We start from the raw sequence: 17,735 nt of genomic DNA on the forward strand, positions 1-17,735 counted from the left end.
ATTCATTCATTCTTTCTGCTTTGTATAGCTTCTATTTTTAAAGGTAGAGCAAATAAATTTACAAAACCTTGAGAGTCATATTGGTCATAAACTCCATCTTCTCCAAAAGTTGCAAACTCTTCTGAGAATAGAGAATATTTTGACTCAACTCCATTAGGAATTATATTTCCCTTGTATAATTTCAATTTTACTGTACCACTAACTCTTTTTTGTGTCTCATCTACAAATGCTTGAAGAGATTCTCTTAATTTTGAATACCAAAGTCCCTTGTAAACTTCATCAGCATACTTAAGAGATAACATTTGTTTAAACTTCAAAGTATCTCCGTCAAGTGTTAGAGACTCTAAAATTTCATGTGCTCTATATAATATTGAACCTGCTGGATTTTCATATATACCTCTTACCTTTATTCCTGTTATTCTGTTTTCTATAATATCATCTATTCCAATTGCATGTTCTCCACCAATTTTATTCAACTTCTTTATTAGTGAGACTCCATCCAACTTTTCTCCATTTAAAGAAACTGGAACTCCTTCTACAAATTCAAGTACAATTTCTTCAGTTTCATCTTTAGCATCTTCAAACTTTTTAGAAAGAGTTAAGAAATTATCATATTTAGGAGCATTAGCAGGATTTTCTATTTCCAAACCTTCGTGAGAAATATGCCATAAATTTCTATCTTCTGAATATGCTGAGCCATTATTTTTATTTATAGGAATATTTCTTTGTGCTGCATAAGCTTCTTCTTCTTCACGAGATTTTATTTCCCAAAATCTCCAAGGTGCAACTATTTTTATTTCAGGATCAAAATGTCTAATTGTAGTTTCAAATCTAACTTGGTCATTCCCCTTGCCTGTACAACCGTGCACAATAGCATCTGCACCTTCTTTATGCGCTATCTCTATCATACGTCTTGCTATAATAGGTCTTGCAAAAGCTGTTCCCAATAAATATTGATTCTCATATTTAGCTCCTGCCTTTAGAGTATTGAATACAAAGTCTTCTACAAATTCCTTTTGTATGTCTTCTATATATAACTTTGAAGCTCCTGAATTTAATGCTTTTTCTTCAAGACCATCAAGCTCTGATTCTTGACCTACATTTCCTGAAACAGCTATTACTTCACAACCAAAATTTTCTTTTAGCCATGTTATCATAACTGATGTATCCAATCCACCAGAATAAGCTAACACTACCTTTTTGAGTTCTAAATTTTTCATTGTATTGTATTCCATATTTTCCTCCCTATAATAAAAAACGTCCCTTTCTATCATCTAAAGATAGAAAGAGACGAATATCCGCGGTACCACTCCAATTGGGTTAAAATAAATAACCCCACTTATAGTTTAACGACAACTTTACGTGCAATGCTCGAGCTCTCACATTGCCATCTCCATGGCCCTACTGCTTACTCTCACTTCAATTTTCTGACTCACACTCTACTCAGATCGCTTTTAATCTATATGAGAAGCACCCATTTCATAGACTTTTTTATATTTTGTATATATTAAACTCTATATCTTTTTCTGTCAAGTGTTTAATTTAAATCATTTATATATACTAAATTGCAATATCAAATTGAACTATATTACCCAAGTGATCAATTAATCATAAATTATTAAGTTTCTAACAAAACCCTCTAAAGGAGTTTTATAATTTAGGATTTTTCTAGGTAGTTTATTCATTCAGTTCATTATCTTAAGATAATGATTTTTCCCATAGTATGTTAAAGATTTTCCCTGTTTTCTTTTATTTAGTCTAGTTTTACTCGATTTTGTCTTCCTGTGTAGCTTTATCGGCAAATCAATAGATTTAACACAAATCAGACTTAAGTTTACATAGTTATATAATGTTTTGTAAATACTCTTTTTTCATCAATATTGATTAAATTGAATTTCTTCTGTTATACTAAATTTCATAAGAAGCCTTTCTTTCTGATAATTTGTTTTTGCTTAAGCTTATATTACCAGATGGTTCCCTAATTTTTTATTTTTTGTCATATATCTATTTATTACCTAACAAATATGATTGCTTACTTATTTTTAGAAAATTTCTTTAAAATTTCACTTTCTTCTTCACCATATACTTGTCTAATATTCCAACTACTTATTTTTAAATTAACCAAGTAGTTTCCATTTTTTAATTTTGTAAATTTTAAATCTCTAACATCATCCCATCTGACAAATATAGAGATAAATAGTGAATTTGGAGTTACTATTACTCCACTTTTAGAAAATCCTTCTGCAAAAAATCCTGATACAAAAAATAGCCATCCAACTATTCCAACTATTAAATTTATTTTCTCTAATGTGCTGAATTTAAAAAATATAACTAAAATTGCCACCAATAAAAATCCTGATATTAACATCTTATGTAACATAATTTTAGCATGATGTTCATTTTTAAAATAACCATATCCGTTGTATACTATTCCTAAAACCATTGATATTAACAAAATATATGATACCATTTTTATCTCCTTATCCATTTTTCTTTTAACTTAATTTATAATTTTTAATTTAATAAGTCAAGTTTTGAATTTATATTTATTAAAAGTTGAGGTAAATTTTTAAATGCCGTATAATATATTAAAATTCAATTTAGAAATATTAGGTGATTTAATGGCAAAAGTTATATCGATAAATAAATCAGATACAAAGGGAGTAGTAAAAATACCTCAAGATTCAGGAGAATTTATAGAAAATTTTGGTCTTAAGGATGATGCCCACGCAGGCAACTGGCACAGACAAGTTAGTTTATTAGGTGTTGAAAGTTTTAATAAAATGGAAGGCTTAAATCTTAAGTATGGAGATTTCGCAGAAAATTTGACTACTGAAGGAATCGTCTTATATGAACTTCCTATAGGAACTTTATTGAAAATAGGAGAAACTATTCAAGAAGTTACTCAAATAGGAAAAGAATGTCACAAAGGTTGTGCAATTAAGCAAACTGTAGGTAAATGTGTTATGCCACTTGAGGGTATTTTCACAAAAGTTATTAAAGGAGGTTTAATCTCTGTGGGTGATTTTATCGAAATTATGGACTCTAAATGAGTCCTTTTTTCTTTAATAAAAGCTTGATTTAATAGCTTTTATGTATTAGATTTATAATGTATAAACTATATTTGAGGAGGAAAAAGTTTATGGTATTATTTTTAATCGGCGTTTTGATTTTAATAGTATGTGGATTTGCTTATGGAAAATATTGCGAAAATGTATTTGATCCAGATGATCGTGTCACACCTGCTATTGCTAAAGCTGATGGTGTAGATTATGTAGGAATGAAAAAATGGAAAAATCAACTTATTGAACTTTTAAACATTGCTGGTACAGGACCTATCTTAGGACCTATACAAGGTATCCTTTTTGGACCTATTGCATTTTTAACAATACCTATAGGCTGTGTTTTTGCAGGTTCTCTACATGATTACTTTGTTGGTATGATTTCTATGAGAAATGATGGGGCCCAAGTTCCAACGCTTATAAAAAAATATGTTGGTACAGGAACTAATAAAATTTACAATATAATTATTTGGATACTAATGCTTTTAACTGGTGTTGTTTTTATTTACACTCCTGGAGATTTAATTGTAAATAATATCCTTCGCATGGACATAAACTCAAATGTAATATGGATAGTGTATGCTTGTATTTTACTTTACTATATCATAGCTACACTTTTCCCTATTGACGCCATTATAGGACGTGTATATCCAATCTTCGGAGCATTCCTTGGAATTTCTGCAATTGGTGTTTTCATTGGAGTTCTTTTAACTGGTGGAGCCGATCTTCATCCTATCACTTCAGGAGCTTTAATTTCTGAACACCCTACTGCTCAATCATTCATACCTGTTTTCTTTATAACAGTAGCTTGTGGTATAATGTCAGGTTTCCACGGTTCACAAGCAACTCTAATCTCTAGAACTGTTAAGAGCGAAAAAGAAGGTCGTCAAACTTTCTATAACATGATGCTTGCTGAAGGTTTTATTGCTATGTGTTGGGCTGCAGGTGCTATGGTTTTATTTAACACTACTGCCCCTGTTGATACTACTGCAACTTTAATGGTTGGTGAAATTTCTAAAAGATTTATGGGTAGCATAGGTGGTCTTCTTGCTATAATCGGAGTAATAGTGCTTCCAATAACAAGTGGAGATACTGCTTTTAGAGCTCTAAGACTTATGATTGCAGAACAATTTAATATTGACCAATCAGTTGCTATAAAGAGAGTAATCCTTTCTATAATAATCTTTATTCCTGCAGTTTTAATTTTATTCTTTGCTAAAACAAATGCAGGTGGATTCAATATGCTTTGGAGATACTTTGGTTTTACTAACCAATTAGTAGCTGTATTTGCATTATTAATGATATCTATCTACTTGAAAGCTCATAACAAAAACTACTATATTTCTTTAATACCCGGTATATTCTATACTTTCATAGTAACAAGTTATATATTCCACGCTGACCTTGGATTCTCTTTGGATACAAGATTAGGTATTGAAGGATACACAGCTAGCTATATTGTTGGGGCTATAGTATCAGTTCTTTTCGTATGGTTTGTAATTAGTAAATCAAATTCAAGAAAAGAATATATTCAAAAATTAGATAACTAATTTCATATTAATTTATATTTTGATGTAAATTTATAATTTAAAGCGGATTGCCTCTATGTATTTAGAGAACTATCTGCTTTATTTTTTATTTGTGTCGCTTTCAATTTTAAAATTATCATAAAAACTCAATCGAATATTTTTGACAAATAACTCGTTTGAATTTATAATAAATTTATATTAAAAATTTAAGTAATGAGAATTTTATTTAGGTGAAAAATGAAAACAAATCTTATGATAAGTTTAAAAAGTGGAGTGGGAAAAAGTACTTCTCTTCTTCAATATCTATTTGAAAACAGAGAAAAATATAATAGTATTTCCGGATACACAACAAGAAGAGTCTACAGAAATAATAAAGTCTATGGATACATACTAATCGAAATAAATAAAGCACTTGATTTGTACTCTTGTAACCATTCTTCAGATAGTATTTTAAAATGCGATTATAATGAAATCGTTATAGATGAGGTTTTCTTAACAACTCTTGATAGTAAATATGTATTTAATCAAGATATTTTTGAAAAATACTTTTTTGAGTATATAGACCTAAATTCTGATCTAATTGTAATAGATGAAATCGGAGGAAAGGAGCTATTGAATCCAAAAATTTTTGATACTCTTTTAGAAATTTTTAATTCTAATAAAAATTCAATTGTTGTATATAAACTTCAAGAGCAATTTAACAATATGTTGAAATCTTCAAATAAATTAGCTGATGAAATTCTTTCTAAAAGAAAAATTTTAGAGGAAAATCTTTCAAGTTTTAATTCTATTACTCCAATTAATGTAAATAAACCTTACTTAACTTTTGAAATTTTAGAAAAATATTTAAATCATGGAGAAACAAATGAATAAACAAAATTTAAAAAAATATCATTGGATGTTTATTATACTTTTAGTTATTTTAATTTTTGTTATATCTTTTTCATTTTGCATTGGAAGATATAATGTTTCTCTTAAAGATTTATCAAAAAGTATTTTAAATACTCTGTTCGGATTTAATTTTAATTTAGAACCAAATATACATACAGTTCTTTATAATATTAGACTTCCCCGAATTTTAGTTGGAATTTTAGTTGGAGTTGGACTTTCTATATCTGGAGCTACACTACAAGCAGTCTTTCACAATCCTATGGTGTCCCCTGATGTTTTAGGAGCTTCAAGCAGTACCGGATTTGGTGCGGCACTTGGTATTTTATTAGGGTTTAATAGATTCTCAACAACTTTAATTTCTTTTGCTATGGGTACTTTGTCCATCTTAATTGTTATATTCGTTTCAAAAAAGATAAAGAAAAACAGAGACGTTGGACTTGTACTCACTGGAATGATGGTAAGTTCTATCTTCTCATCTGCTCTATCATTGTTAAAGTTAATAGCAGACCCTACAAGCGAACTACCTGCCATAACATATTGGTTAATGGGTTCTTTAAACTCATCAAAATTAGACGACTTCTTTTTTTGTCTACCCATAATATCAGTTGGTGTGTTAATTCTTTTGTTAATTAGATGGAGATTAAACCTACTTACGTTTGGAGATGAAGAAGCTCATTCTCTTGGCGTTAACCCAGAAAAGTTACGAATTATAGCAATTCTATCAACTACATTAATAACAGCTGTGTGTGTTTCTGTAAGCGGTGTAATTGGTTGGATAGGACTTGTTATTCCCCATATAGCAAAAATATTTTTTGGTAGCGATATGAGAAGAGTTCTTCCTGCTTCCATGCTCATTGGCAGTTCATTTTTGTTAATAGTTGATAATTTTTCAAGAATACTTTCAACTAGTGAAATACCGATAGGAATTTTGACATCATTTATTGGCGCTCCATTTTTTATATACCTAATGAGTCGGGAGGTGAATTAATGAACCTTAAAGTTGAAAATATCTCTTTTAAATACAGAACTAATGAAGTTTTACAAGATGTTTCTTTTGAAGCCAATTCAAATAGCTTGGTAGCTATACTCGGTAAAAACGGCGTTGGCAAAAGCACTTTATTCAAAATAATATTGGGAATTATTAAAAATTATCTAGGAACTATTTCAGTTGATGGTGTAAATATAAAAAAACTATCCGCAAAAGAATTAGCTAAAACTGTATCTTATATCCCACAAAGTCAAAATAAAATCTTCACTTTTACTGTAGAAGAAATGGTGCTTATGGGAACTAACTCATCTCTTAATACTTTTGAGATGCCCAATAAAAAATCATATGAATTAGTTGACTTTGCCATCAATTCATTAAATTTAAACTATCTTAGATATAGAAAATTTAATGAATTATCCGGAGGAGAAAGACAGTTAGTCTTAATAGCAAGAGCTATTGCCCAACAATCAAAAATCATAATTATGGACGAACCTTGCTCGAGCTTAGATTATGGTAACCAAATAAAAGTGATGGAATATATATCAAATCTTTCTAAACAAGGATATTTGATTTTATTTTCTACTCACAACCCCGAACACGCTCAAATATTTGCTGATAAGGTTTTAATTTTAAACCGCGGCTCTACAATAGCATATGGTAACACCAACGATATTCTAACTGAATCTTTATTATCAAATATATATCAAATACCAATACTTATACGAAACGTAGAAGATACAAATCAAAAAGTTATTCTGCCTGATTTGAAAACTTATAGACAATATTAAATTTTCATTAAAACGATTTATCGTTTTAAAATATATTTTAAAGGAGTTATAAGATGAATAAAAAATTATTATTAAAATTGTTAACTATCACTTTACTTTTTAGTTTTATAGTTACCGGATGTCAAAAGAAAGAATCCGCTAATAATTCTAAAGAGCCTGAAAAAGCTACCGAAGTTGCTTCTGAAACAAGAAAAATAACCGACTCAGTTGGCAGAGAAGTTGAAATTCCAAGCAAGATAAACACTATTGCCCCATCTGGTCCACTTGCACAAATAGTTCTATACACTTCAAACTCTGATAAATTAGCTGGATTGGCTAAACCTTTATCAGACAAGCAAAAAGAATACATAGACGATAAAATGGATACCCTGCCTGTTTTTGGACAATTCTACGGTAAAAATTCTGATTTAAATATGGAAGAACTTGTTAAAAATTCACCTGATGTAGTTATGGACATTGGAGAAGCTAAAAAATCAATTGTTGAAGATATGAATAACTTACAAAGTCAAATAAATATACCTGTAGTTTTCGTTGAAGCAAAACTTGAAACAATGTCAGATGCATACAATAAAATCGGAGAAATCATAGGAGATACTTCTAAAACTAAAAAGCTATCTGAATATTGTAAAAATGTTATCGATAACTCAAAGAAAACTCAAATTCCAGAAAATGAACAAGTTTCTGTATACTGGGCTATGGGAGATGCCGGACTTAATACTAATGCTAAAGAATCTTTCCATGCAGAAGTCTTAAATTTAGTAGGAGCTAAAAACATTGCAGAAGTAGAAGCTCAATCAAAAGGTGGCGGAAGCGAGATATCTATGGAACAACTTATAGGTTGGAATCCTCAAGTAATTCTTGCAGATAACCAAAATCTTTACGACATGATAACTACAGACCCAGCTTGGAGCAATCTTGATGCTGTTAAAAACGGTAAAATCTATAGAGTTCCATCCGAACCATATGGTTTCTTAGCAGACCCTCCATCAGTAAACAGAATAATTGGAATAACATGGCTTGGAAATCTTCTATACCCTCAAAAATACAATGTTAATATAAAAGATGAAGTAAAAGATTTTTATAAATTATTCTATAGCTGTGAATTAAAAAATGAACAAATAGATAAAATTTTGGAAAACAGTATATCTAAATAAACTTAAAACCAGGAGCTTTTAATCTCACTCCTGGTATTTTTTATCTTGTGAAACTGTCTTAATTAAGACAATATGCCTTCCATTAAAAATATTCTAAAATCAATTTCACGATTCTTACCTTCCCATAATATTTCATAATTTAATGGCTCAAATTTTGCATTTCTAAAATACGTTTCCATCTCTTCCCTAGAAAATCCATCGTGCCCGTCAAAATCCGGTAAATTTTTATGAAAAGAAGCTGGCACAGTATCTAAATCCATCAATATAAACTTACCATTTGGTTTTAAATGACTCTTTACTAAATTGAGTTCAGACTCTATATCCACTATATGATGAAAAGCTGTCAAAGAATATATAAAGTCATATTTTTTTGATGTTGTCTCTAAATAATTTTCATCATATACCTTTACATTTTCTATTTCTAATTGCTCCAACCTCTTGTCAGTCTGTTCTCTCATCATTTCAGAACTGTCTATGCAATCAATTTCTTTAAGTTCTTTAGACAAAAGACTTGCCAATAATCCATCTCCTGAACCAATTTCAAGAGCATTCTTTTCACTACCATCTTCAAATATATTTATAATTTTCTTATAGATTGAGAAAGTTCTATTTTCCCTCTCTTTTGTATTCCAAACTTTAGCTACTTTATCAAAATAATTATTAGTCATATATTCTCCTATTATGTTTATATTTTATAAATACTACACAAACTAATTACTTACATTTAATATACTACCCCTTTTAAGCGTAATTAAATAAAAAACAGTAAACCATTTGATTTACTGTCTCCAGTTTAAATTTTAACTCTAAAAATTATAGTTTTTAATAGATTTTCTTTTACCGTTCTATTTGAACGCATTCTAAAATCTACTAGATAAAATGCATAAAACCCTCCTTCCATTAAAATCATATCAATTTATAAAAATATTAACACGACATAAAGCGAGAACTGTATTATTATTCATCAGGACATACATAAACTTTTCAGTTCGTATTGTTATGCTCTCTTCAGAAATAGACTCTACAAAACTAAACATATAAGTATCCCCTCCAAAATAACTTCTCCTATCTACATAGGCAGTACATTTTCCAAGTTCAATACTATTATGTTCGATATTGATTTGTCCTGTTTAGCATATCTGTAAATGCATGATTTCTTCTTCCGCCATTAAAATTTTTTCTTCTATATTTTACATTTTCTTTTTTTCCTCTCTCTGTTTTTGAGCAAAGAAAAAAATAAACCTAACTTGATTTACTGTTTCTGTGTTAGTTTTCATTAAATTGTCAACTAGTTAAAAATGGATTAACCAGTTTTATCCACTCTAACGGTAAATACGCTGATAAATATCCATGATTATAACCTTTAGCTTCATAGAGAATACAATCAGGATGCATTTTTTTAAATAGTTTAGCTGATTCCTTAACACAACGCATTTCTTTCTCGCCATAAATATATAAAACCTGTGCTTTGCTTTCTGTAATACTTTCTTTCAATCTATACTTTCCCATATATGTTTTATACATTTTCACTAATGTTTTCATTGGTAATATTGGCATATCTTCCATATAATAATTTTCTATCTCTTCCGGATAAGCCATATTAGGATAAATTTTTTTCATCAAACTTAATTGAATTTTGCTGGCTGATTTACTAAACATAAGTTTTCCAAATATTTTTACAACAATCGTACTAATTCGTGATAAATTTGGCTGAGGAATACAAATGCTACCATCTATTATTGCTTTCTGAGCTATATCACTATCTAATGATAATAACTCAATTGCAATTTGACCACCTAAAGAAACACCGCCTATAGCAAACAATTTCCCATTACAATTGTTTTTTATATAATTCATGATTTGTTGAGCAGAATTTTCAGTTGAAATATAATCTCTTTGATATTCTTCTCCATGACCATCAAGTGTTGGTAAAATCACATGGAATTTATCTGATAATATACGAGCTTGTCGAAGATAATTCCACCAAGAATTACCTCCACCATGTATCAGTAATATATGCGGAAAATTTTTATCTCCAAATTCATGAAACCTCATCTTTCATTACCTCTAAATTTAAACTTTTTTTGTTTATATTACTTAATATTATACCATTTTTAAGCCGTTTTTTGTATATCGGCTTTGTGGTCTTGACAGTTGCATATAAAGTTAAAGTAAACATAAATTTGTTGTTTTCTTTCTTTTCATTTTCTTCCTCCTGTTGTTTCACGGACAACAACTTATCAGATAAATAAAACAGTAAACCTTTTTTGATTTACTGTTCTTTGAATGACTTTTTTATTATTTTTAATCAGAAAGTTTACTTAATACTCCCTCCATGATAATAACACTCATAAATAACTTGCCCATTATATTCAATTGTTTCATATCCTTGAAACCAATTAAAATTTCCATTTTCAAAAGATTTATATGTGTAACCTGAACTTTCATAGGTATGTGGACCTCTAAACGGTCTTTCTTGAGTAACATTCATTAATGCTTCTTTCAAAAAATTATATTCAAATTTGTCATCAAGCTTCCTCCCAATATAATTCATGCTCCATATAACATTACTATCAATCAATATAATTTCTTCTCCGATAAATGGATTTGTTCCAAAATATGAATCATAATACATAAATTTACCCTGTGAATAACTCAAATCAATTGAACAAGGTCTTGATGACTTAATAGGATTTCCATCGCTCGCATAAGTCGACTTCTTCGCTTTTATTAAAAAATTTATAATTTCTTGATTATCCACTTAATCACCCCTCACAATCTTATTTTGTTTAATATCATACCATTTTTAAGCTATTTTTTGTATATCGGCTTTGTGGTCTTGACAGTCGCCTATAAAGTTAAAGTACACATCAACTTGTTGTTTTCTGTCTTTACCTTGTCTTACCCCTGTGGCTTCATAGACTACAACTTTTTCTATATACTCATTTATCATCGGTACTGTCAGTTCTTCAATATCGATATATTTTTTATCATTTTTAGGAATTTATCGGTGTCAACTTTTCTCTAATAATAGCTTTATATTTCTTGTTCAAAATACTGTATTTGTTTTTCTAATCCTTGTTGCTCCGTATCATAGGTATTAAATAATCTATCAAAATCTTTTACGGGAATTTTTCCAAGTGCATGGTCTTCAGATAGTTTTGTTATAACTAAGCACCTCTTCAACCTCTAAATAATAGTATTCAAAAAACCAAGACCCAGATTACAAATTCAAGACAATAAAAAAATAAGAATATTATGTCTGTAATAACCATGTCCAACCAATTACATATTATCCGTAAAATCTTTTTCGGTTAAATCACATCTAATTTTTTTTGAAAAAGAAGAAAAGTAATTTTTGTTTTAAATAAAGCCTACTCCTGCCCATAACAACAAGTGCAACCTTATCATGATAATTGAAAACAATAATGTAATAATCATAATATTCCCCTAAAAATTTATATATTTTTGTAAAAGTTCTATGTAATTAACTTCAACATTATTCCTTTCCATAATTTCTAAAAGTTCTCCAATGTCTTTATTATAATAATAAAGATAACATGGATCAACCCAATTGACATTTAAAGCAACAAAAACAAAATATTCATTTTCATCTTCCATAATTTTACATTTTATAATATTGTGCTCAATATCTTCAGCGACTTTCTTTATAATTGCATTCAATATATCGTTATCTTTTACTCTTTCTCCATTTTCATTTGTTATAACAATATCTTTTAAAATATTTTTTACCTTATTGTCTACAATCTCAGGCAAAAAACTTTCTACAGTATCTAAATTATATATCTTTGAATTATCCGCTTTAAATTCATTTATTTTTCTATTCTTACCATATTTATCAACTTCTAAATATTGATCTGCACCATTTTTATCACTAATGCTAACTTTAACGAAGGGATTAAAACTTTTGCCACATCTCAAGAATATAAAGCATAAAGCAGTAATTAAAATTGCTGTCCTTTTCATTATATTTTCTCCTTATTAAAAATATTATATTATTTTCCATTTTTATATCATATCTCTAAATCTAACTAAAAAATGGTATAAAAAAAGCACCTGCTCAGGTGCTTATCCTCTTAACTCTTGTCTATTTTCATTTAGCATTTTGATTATTTCTGAAAGATTAACTTGAGTGTTTTCAAGTAACTCATCTGCATAATCTCTAGCGCCTTCTCTTATTTGACTAGATTCTTCATTTGCACTTCTTAAAATTTCATCTGCTCTTGCATTTGCTTGCATAACTAATTCATCATGTGAGATTATATCTTCTGCATGGGCTTTTGCTCCAGATATAATTCTGTTAGCTTCTGCCTGTGCATTTTCAATTATAAAATCTTTTTCTGAGCTAATTTGCTTAGCTTCCCTTACTTCTGTAGGGATTTGAGCTTTCATTTCGTTGATTACTTCAAGAAGTTCTTCTCTGTCCAACATTAATTTACCTGTTAGTGGTATTTGGCTTGAAGTTTCAATTAAATCTTCAAGTTCTTCAACTAATTCCATTAAATTCATTGTTTGCCTCCTAATTTTTCTTTCATAGCTTTACCCACTATATCGGGTACAAAAAGCGACAAATCTCCATCAAATACGGCTACTTCTTTCGCTAAAGTTGAGCTTACAAATAAGTGTGTATTTGACCCAAGTAGAAATACAGTTTCTACTCCATCTTTATAGTGCATATTTGCCATTGCCAAACTATATTCATTTAAATAGTCGCCTGCTGATCTAAGTCCTCTTACAATTGTAGTACAATTTTTAGATCTTGCATAGTCTACTAATAATCCTTCAAAAGAATCTATTTCTATATTATCTTCATCTTTTAGGACTTCTCTCAATAAATCGAGCCTTTCCTCTACCGTAAATAGAGAATTTTTCTTTGTATTTTTTAAAACAGCTACTATAACTTCCCCAAAAATATCTTTAGCTCTCTTTATTATATCTAAATGCCCATTAGTTACAGGGTCAAAACTCCCCGCATATATGACTTTCATCTCTTTCTCCAAAGTTCAATAGTTGTCGAGCCGTACTTTTTATTTCTTATAAGTTCAAAATATTCACTGAAATCATGCTGCGCTTCAGTCCTCTCCTCAACAACTAAAATTCCATCTTCTTCCAATAAATCTAATTTGTATATTGATTCAGCAACCTCATCATACAACTCACTGTCATCATAAGGTGGGTCCATATATATATAATCAAACTTATTACCAACACCATTTAGAGCAAGTAAAGCATCTTTTTCAAGAATTTCCGCTTTAAAAGAAGCTTTATTCAAATTTTCTTTTAAAACTTTAAGTACTTTTTTATCTTTTTCTACAAATATTACACTCTTAGCTCCTCGAGATAAAAATTCAATCCCAATTTGCCCAGTACCTGAAAATAAATCCATCACTTTCGCATCATAAAACATCTGTCCCAAAATATTAAATATATTTTCTTTGACTCTGTCCTCTGTTGGTCTTGTTCCATATCCAATAGGAGTTTGAAGTTTTAACCCTCTTTTACTTCCTGAAATAACTCTCATAGCTCCTCCAAACAAACATATTTTATCATAATTAAATGTGTATAACAATTATTAATTAAGCATTTTAAAGGATTTAGAGTACTTTTCAATTTCTTTTTTTAGCATTAAATTCTCTTTTAATTTCAATTCAGGGTCCATTCCCAAAATCTCTTTAGCATCGTTTGTAGCAACTTTTAATATTTTATAGTCTCTCATAATATCCGCAAATTTAAAATTCATAAGTCCTGATTGTCTAGTACCAAATAAGTCTCCTCCACCTCTTAAGCGAAGATCCTCATTTGCTATATAAAAGCCATCTGTTGAATCAGTCATTACTTTCATTCTCTCCCAAGAAATTTCAGACTGTGAGGAATTAAATAAAATACAATAACTCTTATGCTCTCCTCTTCCAACTCTTCCTCTTAGCTGATGTAATTGCGCCAATCCAAATCTCTCTGCATTGTACACCAACATTACTGTTGCATTAGGAACATTTACACCAACCTCTATTACAGTAGTCGAAACTAATATATCAAGTTTTCTCTCTTTAAACTCCAACATTATATTTTCTTTTTCGACCGGTGCCATTCTACCATGTAAAAGCCCCACTCTAACGTCTTTAAAGTGTTCTTTTATATCATTGTATACATCCGTTGCTGAGTTCAAATTGAGCGCCCCCTCTTCGATTAGAGGACATACTATATAAGCTTGCCTACCTTTATTAATTTCAGACCTTATAAAATCTAGAGCTCTCTCAAGCATCCCAACACCAATTGCAGTAGTTTCTATCTGCTTTCTATTTGGAGGCAATGTATTTATAGTTGAAATATCCAAGTCAGAATACAATACTAGAGCCAATGTTCGTGGAATAGGCGTCGCAGTCATAACTAAAACATGGTTTGTATCTGATTTTGTATTTAGTTTTTCTCTTTGTCTTACTCCAAATCTATGTTGCTCGTCGGTTATATTAAGCCCCAAATTATAAAACTCAACATTATCTTCAATAAGCGCATGAGTTCCTATTAAAATATCTATCTCTCCATTTGCTATTCCCGATAAAATTCTATTTCTGTTTTTAGTAGAAGTACTTCCTACTAACAACTCAACCTTTATTCCCAATGGGTCAAATAAACTTCTAAAAGATTCTAAATGCTGTTTGGCCAATATTTCAGTAGGGGCCATAATTGTTGATTGATAGCCATTAATACACGCGACATACATGCTTATAATAGCAACTATAGTTTTACCGGAGCCAACGTCACCTTGAAGTAATCTATTCATCTTTTTACCGGATTTAAAATCGTTAAATATTTCATCTAAGGCTTCTTTCTGACCATCTGTAAGTTTAAATGAAAGTGAATTTATAAAATCCGTAACCCTCTCATCAATCTTGTAAGGTTCTATTTCTATTTCTTCGCTGTATATTTTTTGTGAAAGTATTTTTAATTGAAAAGATAAAAACTCTTCATACGATAATCGTTGCCTTGCAGCTACTAACTTAGTCAAATTTTCAGGAAAATGTATTTGTTTTATAGCCGCATTTTTATTCATTAACCCGTATTTCTCAATTAACCTACTTGGAATTATTTCATTAAACAAATTCAAATCAACTATTTTATTTACATTGTTTAAAATATCCTGATTGCTAATCCCTTTCGTTAAATTGTAAATAGGTATTATACTCCTAATAGTATTAGCTGTTCGTTTAAGTTCCATCTTAGGAGAGCTTATTTGTACTGTATTTTTGAAAAAACCAACTTTTCCATACACTAAATATTCTTCGCCTATTCTTATACTCTTTTTTAAAAATGGTGAATTAAAAAAAGTTATTTTCGCTTCCCCTGAACTATCTTCAACGACAAAGGTCAACATATGCATTTTTCTTTTTACATATCTATCATCTACAATTGCCTTTACAGTTACTATAAAAGTAGCCTTTTCACCGTCATTAGCTGCTCTAAGTTTTTTGAAATTAGCTCGATTTTCGTAATCTCTTGGAGAATTTTCAAGTAAATCTTCTAAAGTTTTTATTCCCAACTGTTCAAACAGTTTTTGTTTTTTTGGTCCTATACCTTTTAATTCTATAAGTTTAGTATTTAAATTCATAATTATCCTAAAAAAGCCCCACTAATGGGGGCTAATTACTCAAGTGATATTAAATAATAATAAATAGGTTGTTCCCCTCTTACTAATTCAACTTCACATTCTTCATATATTTCTTCTAGTTTGTCTCTTAATTCTTCTGCTTTTTCTTCTGTAATATCTGCTCCGGCATAAAGAGTTATAATTGAATGTTCATCATCAATAAGCTCAGATATTAAATCTTTTGTAACAGCTTCAATTTCTTTTCCGCTAGCTACTATATTCTTTCCACTAAGTCCAATTATATCTCCTACTTTTATATCCTTGCCATTCATATTTGTATCTCTAACGGCATAAGTAACTTGCGCAGATATAACATCAGACATAGCATTTGTCATAATTTCATTATTTTCTTCTGGACTCAAGTCTTCTCTAAAGGATAAAATTGCGCTTATTCCTTGAGGAATTGTCTTTGAAGGTATTACAATTATATTCTTTTCACTAATTTTAGCTGCTTGTTCAGCCGCAAGAATTATATTCGAATTATTTGGAACTATTATTACATTTCTGCCTGCTACATCATTTGCCGCATTTACAAAATCTTCTGTACTAGGATTCATGGTTTGTCCACCCTCAACAATTTTGTCCACGCCAATTGATTCAAATAGTTCAGAAAGTCCACTTCCCATTGAGACAGATACAATTGAATATTCTTTTTCTTCAACTACTTCAGTCTCTTTTTTAGTAGAAGCAACCTCTTCTTTTGAAAATAAAACTTCTTCATGTTGGAATCTCATATTATCTATTTTTATATCTTGTAAATCTCCAAGTTCAATCCCGTATTGAAGAGCTTTACCAGGGTTATTGGTATGAACGTGCACTTTTATAAGGCCTGTGCCACTTCCGCCAACTACCAATAGGCAATCTCCCAATGGAGATAATTTAGATTTAAAAGCTTCTAAATCTTCATACTCAGTATTTATTATAAATTCAGTACAATATCCAAACTCAATATTTTCATCAGCTTTTCCCAAGTGTACTTCTTTTTGTTTTTTCTTGTTTAGTACGTCATCATCTTCAGAAACTATTTCTTCGCCTAATAACGCCTTATATGCACCTTCCATGAGAACGCAAAGCCCTTTTCCTCCGGCATCAACAACTCCGGCTTCCTTTAAAACTTGAAGCTTTTCAGGAGTCTTAGAAAGTGATACATTTGCCGCCTCTATAATATCTTTTAAAAATTCTAAAATATCATCATACTTTCTGTAATTTTTTATTGCAAAATCAGAAAGTTCTCTACCAACTGTTAAAATAGTACCTTCTGTAGGTTTCATTACAGCATTATAAGTTGTTTCAGATGCTTTTTTCAGAGCTTGTGCTAACTCTTGAATATCTAAAGTTTCTTTTCCTTCACAGCCTTCTGAAAAACCTCTTAAAAATTGAGAAAGTATTACTCCAGAATTGCCTCTAGCTCCCATAAGCGAGCCTCTCGCAGCTGCCTTTGAAACATTGTAGGCAGTTAAGTCTTCAACAGATTGGACTTGTTTTAACGCCGATTTTGAAGTAAGAGACATATTAGTGCCTGTATCTCCGTCAGGAACTGGGAACACATTTAAGGAATTTACTTCTTCCTTATTTATAATAAGATAATTGACTGCCCCATTTATTGCACGAGACATCAATTCCCCATTTAAATTTTCAATCTTCACTACACTGTTCC

General features: G+C 30.0%; 18 protein-coding genes and 1 pseudogene. 6 read left to right on the forward strand and 13 right to left on the reverse strand.

Annotated elements, in window-relative coordinates; translation table 11 throughout:
- Positions 1 to 2 precede the first annotated feature (2 nt).
- Both DYE58_RS10230 and DYE58_RS10235 read right to left on the reverse strand, forming a co-directional pair.
- A complete protein-coding gene (locus tag DYE58_RS10230) occupies positions 3 to 1,235 on the reverse strand; it encodes an argininosuccinate synthase (RefSeq protein WP_245946091.1) in 1,233 nt (410 codons plus the stop codon).
- 797 nt (positions 1,236 to 2,032) lie between these two features.
- Positions 2,033 to 2,470 (reverse strand): hypothetical protein, encoded by a 438-nt coding sequence (locus DYE58_RS10235; protein WP_040553022.1) that lies wholly within the window; start codon positions 2,468 to 2,470, stop codon positions 2,033 to 2,035.
- A gap of 151 nt (positions 2,471 to 2,621) precedes the next feature.
- Between DYE58_RS10235 and DYE58_RS10240 the strand changes: the two genes are divergently transcribed.
- The 6 genes from DYE58_RS10240 (at position 2,622) to DYE58_RS10265 (ending at position 8,412) form a co-directional block, all read left to right on the forward strand.
- Positions 2,622 to 3,053 carry an MOSC domain-containing protein gene (locus DYE58_RS10240; RefSeq protein ID WP_040553048.1) on the forward strand — a complete coding sequence of 144 codons (432 nt, stop codon included), beginning with the start codon at positions 2,622 to 2,624 and terminating at the stop codon, positions 3,051 to 3,053.
- Between the two features lie 89 nt (positions 3,054 to 3,142).
- Positions 3,143 to 4,612 (forward strand): carbon starvation CstA family protein, encoded by a 1,470-nt coding sequence (locus tag DYE58_RS10245; protein WP_115312287.1) that lies wholly within the window; start codon positions 3,143 to 3,145, stop codon positions 4,610 to 4,612.
- Positions 4,613 to 4,828: 216 nt separating this feature from the next.
- On the forward strand, positions 4,829 to 5,464 hold the full coding sequence (locus DYE58_RS10250; RefSeq protein WP_115312288.1) for a nucleoside-triphosphatase: 636 nt from the start codon (positions 4,829 to 4,831) through the stop codon (positions 5,462 to 5,464).
- Positions 5,457 to 6,470 (forward strand): FecCD family ABC transporter permease, encoded by a 1,014-nt coding sequence (locus tag DYE58_RS10255; RefSeq protein WP_115312289.1) that lies wholly within the window; start codon positions 5,457 to 5,459, stop codon positions 6,468 to 6,470. The genes DYE58_RS10250 and DYE58_RS10255 overlap by 8 nt, the downstream gene beginning before the upstream one ends.
- Entirely contained in the window at positions 6,470 to 7,258 is a 789-nt protein-coding gene (locus DYE58_RS10260) for an ABC transporter ATP-binding protein (protein WP_004822847.1), read from the forward strand. The genes DYE58_RS10255 and DYE58_RS10260 overlap by 1 nt, the downstream gene beginning before the upstream one ends.
- Positions 7,259 to 7,311: 53 nt before the next feature.
- Positions 7,312 to 8,412 (forward strand): ABC transporter substrate-binding protein, encoded by a 1,101-nt coding sequence (locus tag DYE58_RS10265; RefSeq protein ID WP_004822848.1) that lies wholly within the window; start codon positions 7,312 to 7,314, stop codon positions 8,410 to 8,412.
- A 62-nt stretch (positions 8,413 to 8,474) separates the two neighbouring features.
- On the opposite strand, the gene DYE58_RS10270 is transcribed toward DYE58_RS10265, so the two are convergent.
- The 11 genes and pseudogenes from DYE58_RS10270 to DYE58_RS10315 form a co-directional block, all read right to left on the reverse strand.
- A complete protein-coding gene (locus DYE58_RS10270) occupies positions 8,475 to 9,080 on the reverse strand; it encodes a class I SAM-dependent DNA methyltransferase (RefSeq protein ID WP_004822849.1) in 606 nt (201 codons plus the stop codon).
- 616 nt (positions 9,081 to 9,696) lie between these two features.
- The gene (locus tag DYE58_RS10275) at positions 9,697 to 10,467 is read right to left on the reverse strand and encodes an alpha/beta hydrolase (RefSeq protein ID WP_004822851.1); all 771 of its coding nucleotides are present in this window, start codon (positions 10,465 to 10,467) and stop codon (positions 9,697 to 9,699) included.
- Positions 10,454 to 10,639, reverse strand: coding sequence for a hypothetical protein (locus tag DYE58_RS11080; RefSeq protein WP_004822855.1), 186 nt, complete (start codon positions 10,637 to 10,639; stop codon positions 10,454 to 10,456). The genes DYE58_RS10275 and DYE58_RS11080 overlap by 14 nt, the downstream gene beginning before the upstream one ends.
- 90 nt (positions 10,640 to 10,729) lie before the next feature.
- Positions 10,730 to 11,173, reverse strand: a complete 444-nt coding sequence (locus DYE58_RS10280; RefSeq protein WP_004822857.1) for a DUF5680 domain-containing protein — start codon at positions 11,171 to 11,173, stop codon at positions 10,730 to 10,732.
- Between the two features lie 45 nt (positions 11,174 to 11,218).
- A pseudogene (locus DYE58_RS10285) lies at positions 11,219 to 11,583 on the reverse strand (DUF4368 domain-containing protein); the annotation flags it as partial.
- A 279-nt stretch (positions 11,584 to 11,862) separates the two neighbouring features.
- On the reverse strand, positions 11,863 to 12,399 hold the full coding sequence (locus DYE58_RS10290; protein WP_004822863.1) for a hypothetical protein: 537 nt from the start codon (positions 12,397 to 12,399) through the stop codon (positions 11,863 to 11,865).
- Between the two features lie 102 nt (positions 12,400 to 12,501).
- Entirely contained in the window at positions 12,502 to 12,942 is a 441-nt protein-coding gene (locus DYE58_RS10295) for a hypothetical protein (protein ID WP_004822866.1), read from the reverse strand.
- Positions 12,939 to 13,421: a pantetheine-phosphate adenylyltransferase gene (gene coaD / locus DYE58_RS10300; protein ID WP_004822867.1), complete on the reverse strand. Its 483-nt coding sequence runs from the start codon at positions 13,419 to 13,421 to the stop codon at positions 12,939 to 12,941. The genes DYE58_RS10295 and coaD overlap by 4 nt, the downstream gene beginning before the upstream one ends.
- A complete protein-coding gene (gene rsmD / locus DYE58_RS10305) occupies positions 13,418 to 13,954 on the reverse strand; it encodes a 16S rRNA (guanine(966)-N(2))-methyltransferase RsmD (RefSeq protein WP_040553028.1) in 537 nt (178 codons plus the stop codon). The genes coaD and rsmD overlap by 4 nt, the downstream gene beginning before the upstream one ends.
- A gap of 51 nt (positions 13,955 to 14,005) precedes the next feature.
- Positions 14,006 to 16,039 carry an ATP-dependent DNA helicase RecG gene (recG, locus tag DYE58_RS10310; RefSeq protein ID WP_004822871.1) on the reverse strand — a complete coding sequence of 678 codons (2,034 nt, stop codon included), beginning with the start codon at positions 16,037 to 16,039 and terminating at the stop codon, positions 14,006 to 14,008.
- Between the two features lie 35 nt (positions 16,040 to 16,074).
- Positions 16,075 to 17,724 carry a DAK2 domain-containing protein gene (locus tag DYE58_RS10315; RefSeq protein ID WP_004822872.1) on the reverse strand — a complete coding sequence of 550 codons (1,650 nt, stop codon included), beginning with the start codon at positions 17,722 to 17,724 and terminating at the stop codon, positions 16,075 to 16,077.
- Positions 17,725 to 17,735: the final 11 nt, after the last annotated feature.

This window comes from Peptoniphilus indolicus (genome assembly GCF_900454665.1).
GTDB lineage: Bacteria > Bacillota > Clostridia > Tissierellales > Peptoniphilaceae > Peptoniphilus > Peptoniphilus indolicus.

Coding starts and splice junctions, on each gene's coding strand:
- DYE58_RS10230 (WP_245946091.1), bottom strand. CDS start 1,235: ATGGAATACAATACAATGAAAAATTTAGAACTCAAAAAGGTAGTGTTA.
- DYE58_RS10235 (WP_040553022.1), bottom strand. CDS start 2,470: ATGGTATCATATATTTTGTTAATATCAATGGTTTTAGGAATAGTATAC.
- DYE58_RS10240 (WP_040553048.1), top strand. CDS start 2,622: ATGGCAAAAGTTATATCGATAAATAAATCAGATACAAAGGGAGTAGTA.
- DYE58_RS10245 (WP_115312287.1), top strand. CDS start 3,143: ATGGTATTATTTTTAATCGGCGTTTTGATTTTAATAGTATGTGGATTT.
- DYE58_RS10250 (WP_115312288.1), top strand. CDS start 4,829: ATGAAAACAAATCTTATGATAAGTTTAAAAAGTGGAGTGGGAAAAAGT.
- DYE58_RS10255 (WP_115312289.1), top strand. CDS start 5,457: ATGAATAAACAAAATTTAAAAAAATATCATTGGATGTTTATTATACTT.
- DYE58_RS10260 (WP_004822847.1), top strand. CDS start 6,470: ATGAACCTTAAAGTTGAAAATATCTCTTTTAAATACAGAACTAATGAA.
- DYE58_RS10265 (WP_004822848.1), top strand. CDS start 7,312: ATGAATAAAAAATTATTATTAAAATTGTTAACTATCACTTTACTTTTT.
- DYE58_RS10270 (WP_004822849.1), bottom strand. CDS start 9,080: ATGACTAATAATTATTTTGATAAAGTAGCTAAAGTTTGGAATACAAAA.
- DYE58_RS10275 (WP_004822851.1), bottom strand. CDS start 10,467: ATGAGGTTTCATGAATTTGGAGATAAAAATTTTCCGCATATATTACTG.
- DYE58_RS10290 (WP_004822863.1), bottom strand. CDS start 12,399: ATGAAAAGGACAGCAATTTTAATTACTGCTTTATGCTTTATATTCTTG.
- DYE58_RS10295 (WP_004822866.1), bottom strand. CDS start 12,942: ATGAATTTAATGGAATTAGTTGAAGAACTTGAAGATTTAATTGAAACT.
- coaD (WP_004822867.1), bottom strand. CDS start 13,421: ATGAAAGTCATATATGCGGGGAGTTTTGACCCTGTAACTAATGGGCAT.
- rsmD (WP_040553028.1), bottom strand. CDS start 13,954: ATGAGAGTTATTTCAGGAAGTAAAAGAGGGTTAAAACTTCAAACTCCT.
- recG (WP_004822871.1), bottom strand. CDS start 16,039: ATGAATTTAAATACTAAACTTATAGAATTAAAAGGTATAGGACCAAAA.